Source organism: Phyllobacterium sp. P5_D12 (assembly GCF_054049495.1).
Genome location: NZ_JBFUMG010000036.1, coordinates 1 through 18,909, shown reverse-complemented (window position 1 = coordinate 18,909; position 18,909 = coordinate 1). Strand labels below are relative to the sequence as shown.

General features: G+C 56.5%; 14 protein-coding genes, 1 tRNA gene and 1 pseudogene. 8 read left to right on the top strand and 8 right to left on the bottom strand.

Annotation, left to right across the window (positions count from 1 at the left end; genetic code table 11):
• Positions 1–110: 110 nt before the first annotated feature.
• From ACXJ5O_RS04800 to ACXJ5O_RS04790, 3 genes are all read left to right on the top strand, one after another.
• The gene (locus tag ACXJ5O_RS04800; RefSeq protein ID WP_457298899.1) at positions 111–1,730 is read left to right on the top strand and encodes an ABC transporter substrate-binding protein; all 1,620 of its coding nucleotides are present in this window, start codon (positions 111–113) and stop codon (positions 1,728–1,730) included.
• Positions 1,731–1,799: 69 nt separating this feature from the next.
• Positions 1,800–2,744 (top strand): acetamidase/formamidase family protein, encoded by a 945-nt coding sequence (locus ACXJ5O_RS04795; protein WP_457298898.1) that lies wholly within the window; start codon positions 1,800–1,802, stop codon positions 2,742–2,744.
• Positions 2,741–4,423, top strand: coding sequence for an ABC transporter ATP-binding protein (locus tag ACXJ5O_RS04790; protein WP_457298897.1), 1,683 nt, complete (start codon positions 2,741–2,743; stop codon positions 4,421–4,423). Before ACXJ5O_RS04795 ends, ACXJ5O_RS04790 begins: the two co-directional genes overlap by 4 nt.
• 196 nt (positions 4,424–4,619) lie before the next feature.
• Here ACXJ5O_RS04790 and ACXJ5O_RS04785 read toward each other — a convergent pair whose 3' ends face one another.
• The 6 genes from ACXJ5O_RS04785 to ACXJ5O_RS04760 all read right to left on the bottom strand — a co-directional run bounded on the left by ACXJ5O_RS04785 (position 4,620) and on the right by ACXJ5O_RS04760 (position 12,539).
• The gene (locus tag ACXJ5O_RS04785) at positions 4,620–6,479 is read right to left on the bottom strand and encodes an ABC transporter ATP-binding protein (RefSeq protein ID WP_457298896.1); all 1,860 of its coding nucleotides are present in this window, start codon (positions 6,477–6,479) and stop codon (positions 4,620–4,622) included.
• A 6-nt stretch (positions 6,480–6,485) separates the two neighbouring features.
• Positions 6,486–8,273 carry a gamma-glutamyltransferase family protein gene (locus ACXJ5O_RS04780; protein ID WP_457298895.1) on the bottom strand — a complete coding sequence of 596 codons (1,788 nt, stop codon included), beginning with the start codon at positions 8,271–8,273 and terminating at the stop codon, positions 6,486–6,488.
• Positions 8,274–8,295: 22 nt separating this feature from the next.
• Positions 8,296–9,174, bottom strand: coding sequence for an ABC transporter permease (locus tag ACXJ5O_RS04775; protein WP_457298894.1), 879 nt, complete (start codon positions 9,172–9,174; stop codon positions 8,296–8,298).
• Positions 9,171–10,118: an ABC transporter permease gene (locus tag ACXJ5O_RS04770; protein ID WP_457298893.1), complete on the bottom strand. Its 948-nt coding sequence runs from the start codon at positions 10,116–10,118 to the stop codon at positions 9,171–9,173. The genes ACXJ5O_RS04775 and ACXJ5O_RS04770 overlap by 4 nt, the downstream gene beginning before the upstream one ends.
• A gap of 75 nt (positions 10,119–10,193) precedes the next feature.
• Complete coding sequence (locus ACXJ5O_RS04765; protein ID WP_457298892.1) at positions 10,194–11,702, bottom strand: ABC transporter substrate-binding protein; 1,509 nt, start codon at positions 11,700–11,702, stop codon at positions 10,194–10,196.
• A gap of 105 nt (positions 11,703–11,807) precedes the next feature.
• Positions 11,808–12,539 (bottom strand): FadR/GntR family transcriptional regulator, encoded by a 732-nt coding sequence (locus ACXJ5O_RS04760; RefSeq protein ID WP_457298901.1) that lies wholly within the window; start codon positions 12,537–12,539, stop codon positions 11,808–11,810.
• A 252-nt stretch (positions 12,540–12,791) separates the two neighbouring features.
• Here ACXJ5O_RS04760 and ACXJ5O_RS04755 point away from each other — a divergent pair, with 252 nt between their 5' ends.
• Positions 12,792–12,995, top strand: coding sequence for a hypothetical protein (locus ACXJ5O_RS04755; protein ID WP_457298891.1), 204 nt, complete (start codon positions 12,792–12,794; stop codon positions 12,993–12,995).
• 453 nt (positions 12,996–13,448) lie between these two features.
• Here ACXJ5O_RS04755 and ACXJ5O_RS04750 read toward each other — a convergent pair whose 3' ends face one another.
• The gene (locus ACXJ5O_RS04750; RefSeq protein WP_457298890.1) at positions 13,449–15,212 is read right to left on the bottom strand and encodes an adenylate/guanylate cyclase domain-containing protein; all 1,764 of its coding nucleotides are present in this window, start codon (positions 15,210–15,212) and stop codon (positions 13,449–13,451) included.
• A 416-nt stretch (positions 15,213–15,628) separates the two neighbouring features.
• On the opposite strand from ACXJ5O_RS04750, the gene ACXJ5O_RS04745 reads away from it, so the two are divergent.
• The 4 genes and pseudogenes from ACXJ5O_RS04745 to ACXJ5O_RS04730 form a co-directional block, all read left to right on the top strand.
• A complete protein-coding gene (locus tag ACXJ5O_RS04745) occupies positions 15,629–16,435 on the top strand; it encodes an adenylate/guanylate cyclase domain-containing protein (RefSeq protein ID WP_457298889.1) in 807 nt (268 codons plus the stop codon).
• An 18-nt stretch (positions 16,436–16,453) separates the two neighbouring features.
• Positions 16,454–17,467: a tetratricopeptide repeat protein gene (locus tag ACXJ5O_RS04740; RefSeq protein ID WP_457298888.1), complete on the top strand. Its 1,014-nt coding sequence runs from the start codon at positions 16,454–16,456 to the stop codon at positions 17,465–17,467.
• Between the two features lie 213 nt (positions 17,468–17,680).
• Complete coding sequence (locus ACXJ5O_RS04735) at positions 17,681–18,109, top strand: DoxX family membrane protein (protein ID WP_457298900.1); 429 nt, start codon at positions 17,681–17,683, stop codon at positions 18,107–18,109.
• A gap of 19 nt (positions 18,110–18,128) precedes the next feature.
• Positions 18,129–18,428: pseudogene (locus ACXJ5O_RS04730) on the top strand (recombinase family protein); the annotation flags it as partial.
• Positions 18,429–18,486: 58 nt separating this feature from the next.
• On the opposite strand, the gene ACXJ5O_RS04725 reads toward ACXJ5O_RS04730, so the two are convergent.
• Positions 18,487–18,577: transfer RNA gene (locus tag ACXJ5O_RS04725), tRNA-Ser, on the bottom strand.
• Positions 18,578–18,909 lie beyond the last annotated feature (332 nt).

Below are 18,909 nucleotides of genomic sequence, written 5' to 3'. Positions count from 1 at the left end.
TTTCGGCACTCGCCATCGTTCTCGGCAATCTCGTGGCGGACATTATTGCACCGCTTATCGATCCGCGCATTCGCGCACGCTGAATTCCAACAACCAAAAAGGGGAACAAAATGTTCAAAAGCTGGCTTAGAAACACAACAATTGCGACGGTACTGGCACTCACGCCACTACCTTCGTTTGCACAGGATACGCCGCAACAAGGCGGCGATATCATCGTTACCTATAAGGATGACATCGCCACCCTTGATCCAGCGATCGGTTACGACTGGGTCAACTGGTCGATGATCAAGAGCCTTTATTCCCGGCTGATGGACTATGAACCAGGGACGGCCAATCTGATTCCATCGCTCGCCGAGACGTTCGGGGTTTCGGATGATGGCCTCACTTACACATTCAAGCTGCGCAAGGGCGTGAAATTTACAAACGGGCGCGAAGTCGTGGCCTCTGACGTGAAATATTCAATCGAGCGGGCTGTAAATCCAAAGACACAAGGACCCGGCGCTGGCTTCTTCGGGTCGATCAAGGGGTATGAAGACGTCACGGGTGGCAAGACGACCATATTGGAAGGTATTGCGGCGCCGGACGACTCGACTGTCATCTTCCACCTGTCCCGTCCTGACGCGACCTTCCTTCACGTCCTTGCAATCAATTTTGCTTCCGTTGTTCCGCACGAAGCAGTCGAGGCAGCGGGTGGCGACTTTGGCAAGAAGCCGGTCGGTTCTGGTACCTTTATTCTTAGGGATTGGACAATTGGTCAGCACCTCGTCTTTGAACGCAATCCGGATTATTTCGTCAAGGACATGCCGCACATCGACAAGTTTACGGTCGAAGTGGGTCAAGAGCCGCTTGTGGCACTGCTACGGCTGCAAAAGGGCGAAGTCGATATCGCCGGCGATGGCATACCTCCCGCAAAGTTTCTCGAGATCAAGAACTCTGCCGATGGTCCGAAGATGATCGTCGATGGCCAACAACTTCAAACCGGCTACATTACGTTGAACACGAAGGTGAAGCCCCTCGACAATCTTAAGGTTCGCCAAGCGCTCAACATGGCAATCAACAAGGATCGCATCACGCGTATCCTGAACGGCCGTGCGACGGCGGCGAACCAGCCGCTTCCGCCACTAATGCCGGGCTATGACAAGAGCTTTACCGGCTATGCCTATGATGTTGAAAAGGCCAAAGCGCTGCTGGCGGAGGCAGGGTTCCCAACCGGTTTCGAAACCGTGCTCTACTCCACCAACACGGATCCACAGCCGCGTATAGCGCAGGCGATTCAGCAAGATTTGGCGGCTGTCGGCGTGAAGGCGGAAGTTCGCGCGCTGGCGCAAGCGAACGTTATCGCTGCAGGCGGGACCGAGGGTGAAGCACCCATGATCTGGTCTGGCGGCATGGCCTGGATCGCAGACTTTCCGGACCCGTCGAATTTCTACGGACCAATCCTCGGCTGCTCCGGCGCTGTAGCCGGTGGCTGGAATTGGTCTTGGTATTGCAATCAGGATATCGACAAGCGGGCGGTTGCTGCGGATTCGATGTCTGATCCGGCTAAGGTGGCCGAACGCTCAGCCACATGGGGCAAGATATTCATAGACATCATGGCCGATGCTCCATGGATTCCGCTTATCAACGAGCGCCGCGTCGTTGCCAAGTCGCTGCGCATGGGCGGTGCCGACAATATCTATATCGATCCAACCCGCGTCATCAACTACGACGCCATCTACGTGAAGCAGTAATCGCCTTCGTGTGATCCCCGGGGCGTAAAAAGTCCCGGGGAATGATATTCAATTTTCTGGAGAGCTGCCATGTGCGTTGCCTGCACCCACACCATCCATCGTGCGAGACATCATTTCGGCTGGAACCGCGACTTCGAGCCTGCTCTTGTCGCCAAGGCCGGCGAGACAATCCATTTCGAATGTCTGGATTCCTCCGGTGGACAACTCGGCAAGGGTGCGACGCTTGAAACCCTTTCCAATCTCGACTTCGGCAAGATCAATCCTGTTACGGGCCCAGTCTACGTGGAGGGTGCCAAACCCGGTGATGCGCTGAAGGTCACACTTCGCCGCTTCGTGCCTTCAGGCGTCGGCTGGACGGCTAATATTCCAGGATTCGGTCTGCTTGCGGATCAGTTTGCAGAACCGGCTTTGCATATGTGGACTTATGACCCCGTCACCATGACACCTTCGCTTTATGGTCCGGGCGGACGCGTTCCCCTGAAGCCCTTTGCCGGTACAATCGGTGTTGCTCCTGCGGAACCGGGATTGCACTCGGTAGTGCCACCGCGGCAGGTCGGTGGCAATATGGATATCCGGGATCTGACGGCGGGCGTAACGCTTTATCTTCCGGTGGAAGTCGAAGGCGCGCTATTTTCCATTGGCGACACACATGCGGCGCAAGGCGATGGCGAAGTTTGCGGAACGGCCATCGAAAGCCAGATGGAGGTCGAAGCCACTATCGAACTCGTTAAGGACGCCCGGCTGAAAAGTCCAAGGTTTACGACGACAGAGCCGGTCACCCGCCATCTCGATGGTGCGGGCTATGAAGTGACGACAGGTGTTGGGCCTGATCTTATGACAGGCGCCCGCGAAAGCCTTATGCGTATGATCGATCTGCTCGGGGCTGAGCACGGTATGAGCCCGATCGATGCCTACCTGCTCTGCTCGGTCTGTGGCGATCTGCGGATCAGCGAGATCGTTGACGCGCCCAACTGGGTGGTTTCGTTCTACTTCCCGAGGATCGTGTTCGCGTGAAACTGGTTACACCAGCATCCGTGCCAGTTCTGTCAGTATGTGATCTGTGTGTGGACGCCCGCACGCCGGAAGGCAGGAGGCGTGTTCTTGAGGACGTTAGCTTTAATCTCAATCTCGGCGAGACCTTGTGTATCGCCGGGGAGTCGGGATCTGGCAAATCCGTAACGTCGCTGTCAATCATGCAACTATTACCCAAGGCATCGCTGCAGATTGCATCAGGCAGCATCAAGCTCGGCGATCGCGAGCTGACCAAGCTATCCAATCGTGCAATGCGGAGCGTACGCGGCGGCGATATAGCCATGGTTTTTCAGGAACCGATGACGTCGCTCAATCCTGTGCTTTCAATCGGAACACAACTCATCGAAGCGATCCGTGAGCATCAGGCAACCGAAGGCGGCAAGGCTGAAACGATAGCCAGGCAAATGCTCGACGCAGTCCACATCACCGAGCCCGGCCGCCGTCTGACGCAATATCCGCACGAACTCTCCGGTGGCATGCGCCAAAGGGTCATGATAGCGATGGCTCTTTCATGCAGACCGAAGGTCCTGATTGCCGACGAGCCGACGACAGCGCTCGATGTCACCGTACAGGCGCAGATCCTCAAACTGATGCGGGAATTGAAGCGGGAATTCGGGGCGTCGATCATCCTGATCACCCACGATATGGGCGTGGTCGCCGAGATGGCTGACCGTGTTGCGATCATGCAGAACGGGCGGATCATTGAACAAGGCAGTGCCTTGACGGTCTTCGAGCGTCCGACGGAGCTCTACACGCGACAGTTGCTTGCCGCCGTCCCTCGCCTTGGTGCCTATGCGGGGACGGACGGACCACCTCGCGTCGGTTCTGAAGTTGCGCGCGGGAAGGTGCCAGACCGTTCGCCAGTCCTCCTTGTGCGCAATCTCAACGTTACTTATGGAAGTCCGACGCGTTGGCTGTTCAAGGGCAAGCCACCTGTTTCCGCTGTTACAGACGTATCATTCGAGCTTCGACCGGGCGAAACGCTCGGTCTTGTTGGTGAAAGCGGCTCGGGCAAATCAACGACCGGCAAGGCCGTGCTCGGCCTGATCCCATTCACGGGTGATGTGGTGATCGATGAAAAGAATATTGGCGGGCTGAGCGCACGCCAGATGCAGCCCATCCGGCGCTCGGCGCAGATGATCTTTCAGGACCCTTATGCTTCGCTGGACCCGCGTATGGCTGTGGGCGCTGCGATAGCGGAACCACTGATCATTCACGGTCTCGCCAACAAAGGCGAGCGAGACGATCGTATCGCCGAACTGCTCCGCCGTGTCGGCCTGCAGGCTGACGCCGCCAGCCGCTATCCACACGAGTTTTCCGGCGGTCAGCGCCAGCGCATCTGTATTGCGCGCGCTCTTGCCTTGGAGCCAAAGCTCATCGTTGCAGACGAGAGCGTGGCCGCGCTCGATGTTTCGGTGCGGGCTCGCGTTCTCGATCTGATGCTCGAATTGCAGGAAACGATGGGATTGGCCTACCTCTTCATCTCGCATGACATGGCCGTGATTGAGCGTATGTCGCATAATGTCGCCGTCATGAGAGCAGGCCGGATAGTCGAGATGGGCACGCGGCGCGAGGTTTTCGAATCGCCAAAGGACCAATACACCCGCGCGCTGATGGCAGCCGTTCCCATTCCCGATCCGCGTGCCCGCAAGATAATCTGAATTCACTCTAGAGTGTGGGGACAATTAGGATTGAACGAAGCCGCTTGCGCGGCATTTGGAGCGCAGGATTTGCTGATAGCCGCTGTTTTGAAGAATTGGGTTGTATGCCCAACTTTCAAAACACGAGATAACGACGCTATCGTGGCCGGCCTTGAAGCAGACAATTCCGATTAGTTGGCTATCAACTTACTTTTCGTCACCCGACTTGAACGAGGTGTCCATTCGACACCTCACAATATTTGCGGACCGGCGGCAAATAGTCGACGGACCGAACAGGGTTTTTCAGTTCATCGGTCGCAACGTCGCGCTTGATCGCGCGGCGCGCGGGATCGGGCACGGGCACCGCAGCCATCAGCTTTTTCGTGTAGTCGTGCTGGGGATTCTCGAACACCGCGGCGCGCGGGCCAATTTCAACGATTTCGCCAAGGTACATGACGGCGACCCGGTGGCTCACTCGTTCGACCACCGCCATATCGTGGGAAATGAACAGGAATGCCAGATTGAAGCTCTGTTGCAGATCGAGCAGCAGATTGACCACCTGCGCCTTGATAGAAACGTCGAGTGCCGACACGGATTCATCCGCAACGATAACCTTTGGATCAAGAGCGAGCGCACGCGCGATGGCGATACGTTGACGTTGGCCACCGGAGAACTCATGCGGATAGCGTTTCATCATATCCGCGGTCAAACCGACACGTTCGAGCAGGTCGACGGTTTTGTCCTGCGCTTGTTTCTTGGTTCCGAGTCTGTGAGCAATAAATGGTTCGGCGATCGTCGCGCCGACACTCATGCGTGGATTGAGGCTGGCGAAAGGGTCCTGGAAGATCATCTGGATGCTCTTGCGCATATTGCGCAGGCCTCCCGGGTCCAGAGTAAGAACATTGTAGCCGTCGAGGTAAACCTCGCCGCTGTCAGGTTGCACAAGCCGGGTGATCGATCGGCCGGTGGTGGATTTTCCGCAACCGGACTCGCCAACCAGGGCGAGCGTTTCACCCTGGAACAGATCGAAAGAGACGTTTTCCACCGCGTGGATGGCGCCGGACTTGCGCCCGAACAGACCGGCGCGGATATCGAAGCGGGTTGTGAGGTTCTTGACTTCAAGGATGGGTGTCTTGCGCTTGTCAACTGTATCAGCGACTTCGGTCGGGACGGTGGATTCGCCGGTGGTAACATCGACGATCGGAAACCGCAGCGGCCAACGGCTGTCCTTCATCGAACCCAATCGCGGCACAGCGGAAAGCAGGGCGCGCGTATACGGGTGTTTGCCGCGATGGAAGATATCGTCGGTCGGGCCGCTCTCGATTGCCTCACCGCGATACATAACGATTGTGCGGTCGGAAATCTCCGCGACCACGCCCATATCATGGGTGATGAAGAGAACGGCCATGCCTTCCTCTTCCTGCAAAACCTTAATCAGATCGAGAATCTGGCCCTGAATTGTCACATCCAGTGCAGTTGTAGGCTCATCGGCAATGAGAAGTTTTGGCCGGCTGGCGAGGGCCATGGCGATCATCACACGCTGGCGCATACCGCCGGAAAACTGGTGCGGATACTCGTCGAACCGTGATGAGGCGTTGGAGATGCGCACTTTTTCCAGGAGCCGTATCGTCTCGGTCCGTGCGTCGGCCTGCGACAGATTGCTGTGGCAGGTCAAAGCTTCCGATATCTGCCGTCCGATAGTGAAAATCGGGTTGAGACTGGTCATCGGTTCCTGAAAGATCATCGACGCGTCATTGCCGCGCACATCGCGCATCTGCTTGTCCGTGAGCGACAGAAGATCCTTGCCGTTCAGCAGGATCTTGCCATTGATGCGGCTCGTACCCTTGGCGAGGAGCCGCATGATGGAGAGTGAGGTGACGCTCTTGCCGGAACCGGATTCGCCGACGATGGCAACAGTCTCGCCGGGCATGACGTCAAACGACACGTTGCGCACTACGTTTTTCCAATCACCATCAACGCTGAACGACGTGGTCAGTCCTTCAACTGACAGGACAGGCTTGGGCCTGGCAACGTTGGTAGTATTTTCCGGCACGGTGGCTGTTAAGGTGTTCGTCATCGTCGGCTACCGTCCTACTGCATAGGCTTGCATCAATCTGGGTGTAGCTGCAGCGCGTAATAAACCGTCTGCATCGCGCTTGGCGGCGGTCACACGCCCCACCGTCCAGGGATCGGCCACAGTGATTTCGTGACCCTTCTGGCGCAGTGCATCGAGTACGTCCGCTCCGACACCGGCCTCAACGGTAATGTTGCCCGGCTGACTGGTACGGGGATAGAAGCTGCTGGGAAAATGTGTCGTATGGAACAGCGGCTGGTCGATCGCCGCCTGAAGGTTCATTCCGTGGTGGACATGGCGCAGGAAGAACGGAAGCTGCCATTGATCCTGCTGGTCGCCACCGGGCGTGCCAAATGCCATGGCTGGTCGGCCCTCAAAGAGCGCAATCGTCGGGGTGAGGGTGGTGCGCGGTCGCTTTCCCGGAGCAAGCGACGTCGGCAGACCCTCGCTCAGCCAAAACATCTGGGCGCGGGAGTTGAGGCAGAAGCCGAGGCCGGGAATAGTGGGCGACGATTGCAACCAGCCGCCGGACGGCGTGACGGACACCATGTTCCCCTCGCGGTCGATGACATCGATATGGACCGTATCGCCCCGCTTTTCCGATAGATGCGCCATCGTCGGCTCGTAGACGGGTCCTTTCGTCGAATTCATGCCACCCAGCATAGCCGTAGTCAGATCATATTGCGTTTCGAAGCCCGCGATTGTGCCAGGCCGAAGCTCCATTGAAGCCTCAGCGGATATCAGCTTTCGGCGCTCATCGTTGTAAGTGTCGGACAGGAGATGCCGCATCGGAACCTCACAGAAAGCCGGGTCGCCGTAGTAGACTTCCCGGTCGGCATATCCGAGCTTCATGGCTTCTATCACCGTATGGATGAAGTCGGCGCCGTTCGGATCCATGGACGCGAGATCGAAATCCTTCAGAAGGGCGAGCGACTGCAGGAGTACGGGCCCCTGGCCCCAGGGACCTGTCTTGGCAATATTCCAGCCGTGATAGTCGTAAGTTTGGGGTTGTTCGACGCTCGCCTTCCAGTTCGCCATGTCATCGGCCATGAGCACGGCCTTGTGCCGATTGCCGCTTGCATCCATGACCTCGGCGTTTTTCAGGTAATCGGCAATCTTTTCGGCAACGAAACCGCGATAGAAGGCATTGCGCGCCGCGTCGATCTGGTCTTCGCGATTTTTCCTGGTTTCGGCTTCGGCAATAATGCGCTTCCAGGTTTCGGCAAGGACCGGATTCCTGAAATTGGAATAAGGCTCGGGTGCACTGCCGCCAGGCAACCAGGTTTTAAAGGATGTCGGCCACTCCTTGCGAAAGAACTCGCTCAATCCATGGATGGTGGCCGCCACACGCGGAAGAACGGGGTGACCGTTTGCGGCATAGTGGATAGCCGGCTCAAGAACATCGCGGACGGAAAGCGTGCCATAGTCGCGGAGCATGAGCATCCAGCCGTCGAATGATCCGGGAATAACAGTGGCCAACAGGCCATCACCGGGGATGAGGTCAAGTCCTTCACCCTTGTAGTGGTCGATCGTAGCACCCGCGGGGGCCGGTCCCTGCGCGCAAATAACCTCGACCTTGTCCTTTTTCTTCGAATAGATGATGGCCGGCATGTCGCCACCGGGACCATTCAAATGCGGTTCGACGATCTGGAGTGTGAAACCTGTCGCAACGGCAGCATCGAATGCGTTGCCGCCCTTTTCCAGGATACTCATCCCGACGGCGGAAGCGATCCAGTGCGTTGAGGTGACGACGCCGAATGTCCCCAGGATTTCGGGCCGAGTCGTAAATGCAGTCATAGGAAGTTTCCTTTTCGAATATTCATGCTTCGCGCGGATCGAGGGCGTCGCGCAAACCATCACCAAGAAGATTGAAGCCGATAACGACCAGAAAGATTGCCGCACCCGGCCACATTGCCATCCATGGGGCTTGCGACAGGAAGTTTTTGGCCACGTTGAGCATCGAGCCCCAGCTCGGAGCAGGGGGTTGCTGCCCTAGGCCTAGAAACGACAGGCTGGCCTCGGCGATGATCGCGGTCGCGATTGTCAGGCTTGCCTGAACCAGAAGCGGTGAGAAGACATTCGGCAGGATGTAACGTGTAATGATCTGGTAGTGACCGAGACCGATGGACCGGGCGCCCTCCACATAATCTTCTGTCTTCACGCTGAGGACCTGACCGCGGGTCAAACGCACGAAAAGCGGCATCGCCGACAGACCGATTGCAATCATCGCATTGAACAGGCTTGGCCCAAGAAAGGCAGCGAGCGCGATCGCCATAATGAGAAATGGCATAGCGAGGAAGGCCTCGGTGACGCGGGAAATGATCATATCGACCCACCCACCGAAATAGCCGGATATCAGGCCGAGAGGAACGCCAATGGCCACTGCGATACTGACCGAGAAGACGCCTGCCATCAGCGATGCCCGGGCACCCCAGATCATGCGGGAGAGAATGTCGCGGCCGATGTCATCCGTCCCCAGCCAATGTGCCGCCGATGGCGCCTTGCGGATTGCCGACCAGCTTGTGGCCATGGGATCGGCGATAGGCAGCAGTGGCGCAATGACGGCAAGAGTCACGAAAAAGATAATGATGACGAGCCCCACAACGGCGCTTTTGTTGGCCTTGAGCTTTCTCCAGGCACGATTCCCGGAACGCACCTGCTGGGGGGCTATCTGCAGGGTTTGTTGCAGCATCGTCATAGCGCAGCCCTCATTCTGGGATTGAGCAGGACGTAGAGCACATCAGCGACGAGGTTCATCAGGATGAAGCCCATCGCCGTACACAGAACAACGCCCTGGACCACCGCATAATCGCGGTTGAAAACAGCATCGACGATGAGCTTGCCAAAGCCGGGAATGGTAAAAATTTGCTCCGTAAGGACCGCGCCTGCAAGCAGCTCTCCGAAGAGGAGGGCGGTGAGCGTGACGATCGGCAGAAGCGCATTGCGAAAACTGTGCTGCAGGATGACTGCCTTTTCCGAAACGCCCTTGGCTCTCGCCGTGCGAATGTAGTCGGAACGCAATACGCTGAGCATGGATGACCGCGTGTGCCGCATCAGGGTTGCCGCAAGCGCCAACCCTAGAACGAAGGCCGGCATGATCATTGTTTGCAGGGACCGTACCGGATTGTCGAAAAACGGCTCATAACCCGAGGCAGGAAGCCAACCCAGTTTGACGGAGACAAGAAGGATGAGCATGATCCCCATCCAGAAATTCGGTACCGATAGCCCTGACAGCGCAACGATATTGGCTAGATAATCGATCCATGTGTTCTTCTTGACGGCCGCCAGGATGCCGATGGGAACGCCGATGGCGAGCGCGAATGTCATTGCCATGATCGCAAGCTGGATCGTGACCGGAAGCTTTTCCGCAATCAATGAAAGCACCGGCTGGTTGGTCCGCAGCGAAATGCCGAAATCACCCTGGACCACTGCGCCAACCCAATAGAAATACTGATAGACCACTGGATCGTTCAGACGATACTTGTCACGCAGGAATTCGATCACCTGCGGGTCCCGCTCCTCACCCGCCATCGCCAGGATTGGATCGCCTGGCAGAAGCTTTTGCAGGGAGAACGCAAAGATCGATATGATGATCAAGGTCGGTATGGCGAGCAACAGCCGCTTTCCGATGTAAGTGTACATGGCTTGCAATCCTGACGTGTTGATCGGCATTCAAGCGAGGCTGCAAGACACTGCAGCCTCGCGGTACCGATTTGACTAGCCGCTCTTCTTCACGCCCTGCAGGCGGATCATCCCGTCCGGATAGGGCACGAAGCCTGTCACGCCCTTCCTGAACGCCCAGATGTAGGACTGATGGCCGAGATAAATGACCGGCATATCGTCATTCAAAATCTTCGCCGCCGCGTCGTACTTTTGCTTGCGCACCGCATTGTCAGTTGATTTGCGGGCATCATTCAGAAGAGTGTCTACTTCCGGATTGCAATATTTCACATCATTGATGCCGCCCTTGCAGGTGACGAACTGATGCAGGTTGCCATCGGGATCGACACGGCCGGACCAGTCGGAACGGCTGAGCTGGTAGTTGCCTGCGGTCTGCTCCGACAATAGCGTAGCGAATTCCGTTGCCTTCAGCGTGACATTGAAACCGGCTTCCGCGACCATCGACTGGATAATCTGCATCATCTGCATGGCAACCGGGTTGTTCGGTACCTGAAGCTCGATGTCGAGTTTCTCGTACCCAGCTTCCTTCATCAAGGCCTTGGCTTTTTCGAGATCGCGAGCTGGCACAGGTATATCCTTGTCGAACCAGGGGCTGTTAGGGGCATAGGGCTGGTTGCCAGCGACCGAGGTGCCTTCGTATACAACCTGGTTGACGGCATCACGGTCGATGGCGAGCGAAAATGCCTGCCGCAGCCTCTTGTCCTTGCCGAAGGGATTATCCCCACGCGGACCGTTGGCAATATTGGCGTAAAGAGCCATGTAGCCGATGCCGACCGTGTCGGCGTAGGTGAGGCCGGCGTCGCTCTTGACTGCAGCAGCGTCACTTGCGGCCAGCCGTTCCAGCATGTCCAGATCGCCCGACTGGAGGTTGGCGAGGCGAACAGTCGTATCGGGAATTGGCAGGAAGGTTACCTTGTCGATGAAGATGTTGGCGGCGTTCCAGTATTGCGGGAACTTCTCAAGAACGATGCGATCCTGCTGGACGCGTTCGACAAACTTGAACGGCCCGGAACATATCGGCTTGTTGCCGAAATTCGCACCCATTTCCGCGGCGGCTTTTGGCGAAACCATCATCCCGGCGCGATCGGAAAGCTGGGCGAGAAGCGTCACGTCCGGACTGTTTAGCGTGAACCTGACCTGATAATCACCGATCGCCTCGACCGTCTTAACGGAGGTCAGTTCGCTCTTGCGCCGGGATTCAGGCAGTGTTTTCGAACGTTCGATATTGGCAACGACAGCTGCCGCGTTGAACGGCGTGCCGTCATGGAATGTCACGCCCTGGCGAAGGTCCATGACAAGTTCCGTACCGTCTTCCGACCATTTCCAGTCAGTCGCAAGCTGCGGCACGATATCGAGCTTCTGGTTCACGTCGACGAGCTTGTCGCAGAGCGCTGTATAAACGATGCGGCCAACGAAGGTTCTTGACTGGGCCGGGTCAAGGACATCGGCATCATCCTGGAGACCGATTTTCAACTCGGTAGCAAAGGCTGGAAACGCCAAAATCGCTCCCACCACAAGCGTCGCAATAAATCTTGCCGTTTTCATACGTTAAACTCCTCATTATGAGCGGTTGCATGCGCTCGTTTGTTCCACATTGAATGCCGATTATTTTCTCGGTCTTTTGGTGACGGCGCTGTTGAAAGCGCGTTCCTATGATGCGTCGCTGAGAACACCCTTTCCCGCGGTGTCCATTGACGTCTGGCGGATCAATCGTTCTTGCAGCATCAGAAGATGCTGACGCATGGCTTCGCCTGCTTTTGCTGGATCATGTGCAGCGATTGCATCGATGAGCGTTGCGTGTTGAGCGTGAGAGACCGACAGGGTGTCGTTGGCGCTGCGCGCTTTTTCGCGAATAAGCCGCCAGGCCTCGTCCTGGCGAACTCTGTTGATCACATCGAAGATCGTCAGAAAAAACTGGTTACCGGCACTCTGGGCGATTTGCCGATGCAGGGCGCCGTCCCACAGCTCACGCGAATCGGAGTCGTCGCTTTCGCGTATCTTCAGCGCGAGTTCCCGCATGCGGGTTATCTCATCCTTCTTGGCGCGCATTGCTGCAAGTTGTGCCAGCTGCGGCTCTATCCTGAGGCGGACCTCCATGATCTCCATGAAATTGGTACCGGCAACGATAGTTTCGACGTGATCGGCCCAGTCATCCTGCTGGCGGCCGGCATAGGTGCCTGAGCCTTGGCGACGCCAGATTTGACCCTCGGCTGCCAATACTTCCAGCGCACGCCGTATAGAACGGCGGCTCACCCTGAACATGAGCGCCAGCGCCCGTTCGGTGGGTAATTTTCCATCACTATTGGCTCGATCGGACGCCAAGAGACCGCGCAGGCGCTCAAGCGCATAGTTTGAATTTTCTTGGGACTGATTAGTTGCCATGTGGGTAATGGTTCGAACCAATAGTGATATTGGTTCAGTCGAAGTCATTTTTAGAACTTCGTCAAGGTGTTTTTTGAGCACATTCGATTTTGCTCAATTTCTGTGCAGTCGAGCATTCCGGTGGCGACCGTCCCTGGTGCTGGCGCCGGTCCAGGCAGAAGCCCGAGTGGGCCACGCAATAGCAAGAATGGACGCGCTAGCGGATTGGTAGCGACCATGCTGCTTCGGGGGACGAGGAGTTACGGTGGGGCTATGAGTGCCGGTACCAAGGGAGGTTATAGCGGTGATTATCCCGATGCAAACCGTACGAGCAGAATGGGCGGAAAGGGAATTAGATCTGCACCGGTTCTGCTCGATCTGTCTGGCAACGGTTTAAATGTCGATACCGTGTCGACATCATCGCACTTTGTCGATCTTGCCGGCGATGGCTATCTGCATCGCACGGCCAGCTGTTAGGCGGACTTGTTGCGCTCATCCGCGACAGAGTAAAGGCTGGCGATCCCCTTGGCCAACTCATCGAAATCAAACGCCTTTCTGGCGAATGTCCGATGTCCAGCCGCAAGCAAGATCATAAAATCTCGAAGTGCAGCGGTTCGATATTGGGAGGGAATATACTAGATGGGCGTCCGCTATTGGCGCAAAGGCGGACATTAATGAATGACTGCAATTGGCCCAATGCGGACTCTCGCTTTCACCGGAGCGGTTCATCGTTTGTCAGAACCACACGGACGAACAATGGGACGCTGGAGCAGCGTCCGCTGTTCGTCGTGGAGAACTCATGCACGAGGCAGGGCCAACCACATCAAATCATGCCTTTTCCGGCACGGACAATATAGCGTTGGGGCGATCGATCGGCAACGCAGAGAGATAATCCTTCCCATCAAAATTGGAGGCTCAAATGGTACCCTTTCAAAAATCGTTCGCTGTAGGAAAACCGTCGTCCCCTCTCGCTTTGACAAGTCCCTCGCGGAGGTGATCCACGTCGGATTGCTGAGCGTAGTGCAATGTGGCGAGGAAGGATTCGACGGCGAATTCGGGGAGAAGCGTTCTGACCTCCTTCATATGAGCCGTAGCTGCGATTTCATCGCCAAGCCAGCCGTAACATGCCGCGACGAATGCGTGCTGGACCTCATCCAGGACGGACAGGTGCATGAATGCCTCGATCGCTTCGCCATACTGATGCGCAGCGAAGTGTGCTTTTCCAAGATGACTCCAAAATCTTTCGGGGTGATGTGGATTCAGCCGCATTGCCTTGCGGATCCATTCGATTCCCTCTTCAGGCCGTCCCAACCACGTCAACAGTTCCCCTTGCTGAACCACCACAAGGTCGTAGTTGGGATTGAGGGAAAGGGCACGCTCCTGGTGATAACGGGCTGTGGTCAGCGCGTTATTGTTCACACTCACGGCGGCCAGAATGCGATGCACGTCGGCATCGTTGTCATCCAACGCCAAAGCCCGATCCAGCGCAGCAACGATTTCGCTCCAGACAGCATCCCTGTCTTCGCACCAGCTGTGGACCCAGGCCTGGCCGAGAATACACGCCCTCCAAGCATGGGCATGCGCATAACCTGGGTCGAGAGCAACTGCCCGGTCTATCAGGGACTGCGCCTGCGTATTGTCGGCAACTGTGCCTCTGTGATGCAGCACCTTGGCGGCGAGCGCGCACTCGTATGCGGCCATGTTCGCAGGTTTCGTCCGCCCTAGCTGGTCGCGCTGGGCGGCTTCAACGCGCCCGGGTAAGGTTGCTGCTATCGCAGCTGTTATTTCATCCTGGATCGCAAATATGTCGTCCAGCCTACGGTCGTATTTATCCGCCCAGATATGAGCAGCATTGGCCGCGTCGATGAGCTGGACCGTTACGCGCACCCTATCGCCGATTTTTCGGACGCTTCCCTCCACCAGGTATTGAGCTCCGAGTTTTTCCGCGACTTCGCGCACATTTACGGCTCGGTTCTTGTAAACGAAACTGGAGTTGCGTGAGATGACGAACAGCTCGTGGCGGCGAGACAATTCCGTGAGGATGTCTTCGGTAAGACCGTCCGCGAAAAACTCTTGATCGGGGTCACCGCTCATATTGTTGAAGGGCAGGACCACTATCGAGGGTTTGGAGACAGATCGCTTCGGATCGAAGTCCCCCGGCTGAGCGGGTAAGGCAGAGTGCTCAAGTCCGATACGAAACAGACGAACGGGACGGCTTATATTTTTAAGCGTTTTCTCGCCCAGATCCTCGATGGAGACTTCGAGACGATCGGCGATTTGTGTTGCCACCGCGCCGGTGACACAGATACCGCCTACGTCGGCAAGTTGTTCAATTCGAGAAGCAATATTCACACCGTCGCCAAAAATGTCGCCGTCTTCGAAAATAATGTCGCCAAGATTGATACCGATCCTGAATTCGATCCGCCGATCCTGCGGCACGTCCGAATTGCGCCGCTGCATGCGCTGCTGGATCTCCACGGCGCACTTTACTGCATCAGTTACGCTCTGGAACTCCACGAGCATGCCGTCGCCCGTCGTTTTGATGATCCGGCCCTTGTTCTTCGCGATGGAGGGATCGATCAATTCTATCCGGTGCGTTTTGAGGCGGGCGATCGTGCCTGCCTCGTCGGCCTCCATTAGCCGGCTATAGCCTGCCATATCGGCTGCTAGGATTGCGGCTAGTCTCTGTTCCATTGATTTGCCAACATAATGATAAAAAGTTGTGCCTTCTTCCGGATCGAGCCATCAGGTGGATTTTATAGCACACACATGAAATCACCTATCTATTTCAGCGTTCTCTTCTGAAAGAAGCGCAATTATCCGTGGAACGAAACTCCGGCGTTGGCGTACGGCGGGCAATCATTGAGGGTCCAATCTTGGCGCAAAGCGGCCACCGGCTCTTTTCTTTGCCGTGGCGGAAAAGGCCAAGTGAGCCAGACATGGGCGTGGTTTATATGGCTCGACGCGAACGAGGCTCAGCAGACCTCTATCCCCCCGCTATCGTCCGCGCGGTCCAATAGGCGTATAATACAAACTTTCTTAGCACAGTTGGCACTGTGGTGTTGGCACATCCGTATCGGATATAATGGCCGCCGGAATAGGGGTGTTGGATGGGAGAGCAAGCGCATCGTCGTCTGGTGGCGATAGTGGCTGCCGACATTGTCGGATACTCGCGTTTGATGGAGGCCAACGAGACGGCCACATTGACTGCGATCAAGGACCTCCGCCGTGGCGTGTTTGACCCGCTGCTGTCTGAGTATAGCGGCCACATCGTTAAGCTTATGGGTGATGGCGCGATCCTCGAGTTTGGCTCGGTAGTGGAGGCCGTCGCCTGCGCCGTCGCAATGCAAAAGGCCATCGCCACTCATCAGCTTGAAGTCCCGTCGGATCACCAAATTGTATTCCGAATAGGAGTCAATCTCGGAGACGTGGTCGCGGAGGGAGACGATTTGTTCAGCGATGGCGTTAATGTGGCGGCCAGACTGGAGCAGTTGTGCGAGCCAGGCAGTATATTGCTTTCAGGCACAGCCTTTGACCAATTGCAAGGGAAACTCGACGTTCCAATCGACTACGCGGGGGAGCAGCACGTGAAGAACATCGCCCGGCCCGTTCGTACCTATCGGGTGCGACTGCCGGGTACTGGACAGCCGTGGCGTCTGCGTTTTCGGCCGCATTTTGCCCGCGCTCGATGGGCGGCCGCTCTTCTGGTCGTGCTACTCTTGATAGGCACCAGCTGGGCACTTTGGCCAGTCGATCAGTTAAACTCGAAGCGTACGGTCGCGGTTCTCGCCTTCGACAACCTCGATGGCGATGCTCGGTGGGGGCGGCTGGCCGCTGGCCTGAGCGAGGACATCATCACTGATCTGGCCCGCTATCCGGAGATCTTTGTCACCGCTCGGAATTCCAGCTTTGCCTAAAAAGATAAGAGTCCTGACGTGAGGCAGGTCGGCCGAGAACTTGGCGTTCGTTATGTGCTTGAGGGCAGTGTTCAAACTCGAGACAACCGTTTGAGGGTCACCGCCCAGCTTATAGACGCGGTTTCTGGCGCCCACATGTGGGCTGAGCGGTATGACCGCTCCACCGATGATCTCTTCGCGGTGCAGGATGAGATCACTGCTCGGGTCGTGGGGAGCATTGCCTCGTCTTATTACGGCGAGATAGCTCGAATTGGCCGCGCCATGGCGCGCAGAAAGCCGCCCGCAAACCTTGACGCCTACGATCTCTATCTGCTTGGCACAGATAGTACGCAACAAGTCACAAAGGACGGCGTATTAGCCGGGATTGCGTACCTGGAAAAATCAGTGCGCCTTGATCCGGAATTCGCACGAGCTTGGAGCCAACTAGGCCTCTCCTACTCCGTCGCTGGAACCCTTAATTTTGTTGACGATGTTGATGCGGCCATGCGGTTATTCCGGGAAGACACGCTACATGCCCTGCAGTTAGATCCGAACGATTGGATGGCCCTTGGGCAACGCGCCACGCTTCGCGCGGCAGATGGCGATTTGCAAGGTGCAAGAGACGATTTCGAGCGGGCCCTTTCCTTGGCACCAAACGACGCCGACAACCTGGCGCTGATCGCCTACAACATGCCCCTTGTCATTGGCGATGCGGATCGGATGGTGGGCTTATCACAACATGCCCTCCGCCTGAACCCAAGCGCTCCCTCCTGGTACTATGGGGGGCTCGCTATCGCCCAATACGTCCCCGGACACGACCGCGATGCCATCGAAGCTGCAATGAAGGCACCGGTTCACGGAGAGTCACTTATGATTCGTGCCATGGCGAATGCCCGGCTTGGCCAGCTTGAGCAGGCACAGGCGCTCGCTGCTCGAATCCGGAGCGAGTTCCCCACATTCTCGGTCGAGGCTTACATTCGAAACTGGCCGGTCACGGCACCGGCGGCGCTCGCGGCCATCCATGGAGGGGCGAGCAAGGTCGGCCTCTTGTAGAAGCCGGCGGCGGCTCTGGGCGGGCGGTAAGTGACCGAGTGCTTCATCAGCTCCCCCGCAGCGAAAAATCGCAGTTTAGTCCCACGGAGTTCGAACTTTATAGGAACTAATGTAAGTACGTGTGTCGGGAAAGGTCCCCATTGTTCGTCCTTGCAGCAAGCCAACTCGTTTCGGCTCAGACCTCGATCAGGTGATAGGGAGGACGTTATGGTGATGGTGACAGGATCAAATAAGGCGGGATGGACAACGGCGGCGGTTCTGACAGGGCGACTAATTTTCGCGCTCGTTTTCATAATGGCTGCAAGTTTCAAGTTCATAGATATTGCGGCAACGGCAGATTACATCGCTGCCGCGGGTTTCCCTCTGCCCAAGCTTCTGGCATGGCTTGCCGCATTGCTTGAGCTAGGGCTTGTTGCATGTTTCTTGACCGGCGCCTACTTTTCTGAAGCTGCGCTTATGGCTGCTGCTTATGTCTTGTTCCTCGCATTTGCGTTCCACGGTCCTTCGCACTGGAAAGGGAACCAGTCTGAATTCGGTTTCTTTGTCGACCATTTTACGTTCACTGCTGGCCTTCTCTTTGCAGCAGTACACGGACCCGGACAAGTGTTGGCGATCAATAGCAAGAGGTTTCTTCCGCGATAGAGCCGAATTGCCTGCCTCGCCCCAGCTTGATGCTGCCCTAGAGTGGGTGCGTGAGGGAGACATATTGATTGTCACCAAGCTGGACCGTTTTGCCCGCTCAGTGTCGGACTTGGTGACCATCACGGAAACGCTGAAGAGAAAGGGGGTGGGGCTACGTATCCTTGCTATGAACCTCGACACCTCGACGCCTACGGGGAAGTTGATGCTAAATCTGTTGGAGTCCATCGCTGAGTTTGAGCGGGCGCTTATGCTTGAGCGTCAACGTGAAGGCATCGCCAAGGCCAAGGCAGAGGGCAAGTATGCAGGACGCCAACCATCCATGTGGGCCATTCACCAAAAGCATTGAATTCATTGCGTTTTATGGGATTAATAGTGACTGGCGGAGAGAGCGGGATTCGAACCCGCGTTACGCTTTTGACGTAAACACACTTTCCAGGCGTGCGCCTTCAACCACTCGGCCACCTCTCCGCAATACGGCCGGCATCTGGCCGGTCGGGTTGTTTAATGCAGCCGGAAAAACCGGCTTCAAGAGCACCGTCAACCATCGGTCACTCAGATCTGGATAGACACGCGACGCCCGTCGATGGTTAGCCGACAGCGACCCCGTGCGGCGCGCACTATAGTCAGAACAGGCACTTGATCAACACCTATTTCAACATAATCATGCTTTGTGTGGATTTGCCGGGTTTCCCGCTGAAATTGCTGGGAATTTTCTCGAATAATTCATCGTATCCCGTCAAAATGCCGGTAAAAGTGAATTCATGTGGCCTTGATCCGGCGCTACCATGTTATTCCATCAG

Excerpts from the sequence above, each read along its gene's own strand:
- ACXJ5O_RS04795 (WP_457298898.1), top strand. The coding sequence starts at position 1,800 with ATGTGCGTTGCCTGCACCCACACCATCCATCGTGCGAGACATCATTTC.
- ACXJ5O_RS04765 (WP_457298892.1), bottom strand. The coding sequence starts at position 11,702 with ATGAAAACGGCAAGATTTATTGCGACGCTTGTGGTGGGAGCGATTTTG.
- ACXJ5O_RS04785 (WP_457298896.1), bottom strand. The coding sequence starts at position 6,479 with ATGACGAACACCTTAACAGCCACCGTGCCGGAAAATACTACCAACGTT.
- ACXJ5O_RS04775 (WP_457298894.1), bottom strand. The coding sequence starts at position 9,174 with ATGACGATGCTGCAACAAACCCTGCAGATAGCCCCCCAGCAGGTGCGT.
- ACXJ5O_RS04780 (WP_457298895.1), bottom strand. The coding sequence starts at position 8,273 with ATGACTGCATTTACGACTCGGCCCGAAATCCTGGGGACATTCGGCGTC.
- ACXJ5O_RS04745 (WP_457298889.1), top strand. The coding sequence starts at position 15,629 with ATGGGAGAGCAAGCGCATCGTCGTCTGGTGGCGATAGTGGCTGCCGAC.
- ACXJ5O_RS04800 (WP_457298899.1), top strand. The coding sequence starts at position 111 with ATGTTCAAAAGCTGGCTTAGAAACACAACAATTGCGACGGTACTGGCA.
- ACXJ5O_RS04760 (WP_457298901.1), bottom strand. The coding sequence starts at position 12,539 with ATGGCAACTAATCAGTCCCAAGAAAATTCAAACTATGCGCTTGAGCGC.
- ACXJ5O_RS04735 (WP_457298900.1), top strand. The coding sequence starts at position 17,681 with ATGGTGACAGGATCAAATAAGGCGGGATGGACAACGGCGGCGGTTCTG.
- ACXJ5O_RS04770 (WP_457298893.1), bottom strand. The coding sequence starts at position 10,118 with ATGTACACTTACATCGGAAAGCGGCTGTTGCTCGCCATACCGACCTTG.
- ACXJ5O_RS04750 (WP_457298890.1), bottom strand. The coding sequence starts at position 15,212 with ATGGAACAGAGACTAGCCGCAATCCTAGCAGCCGATATGGCAGGCTAT.
- ACXJ5O_RS04755 (WP_457298891.1), top strand. The coding sequence starts at position 12,792 with ATGAGTGCCGGTACCAAGGGAGGTTATAGCGGTGATTATCCCGATGCA.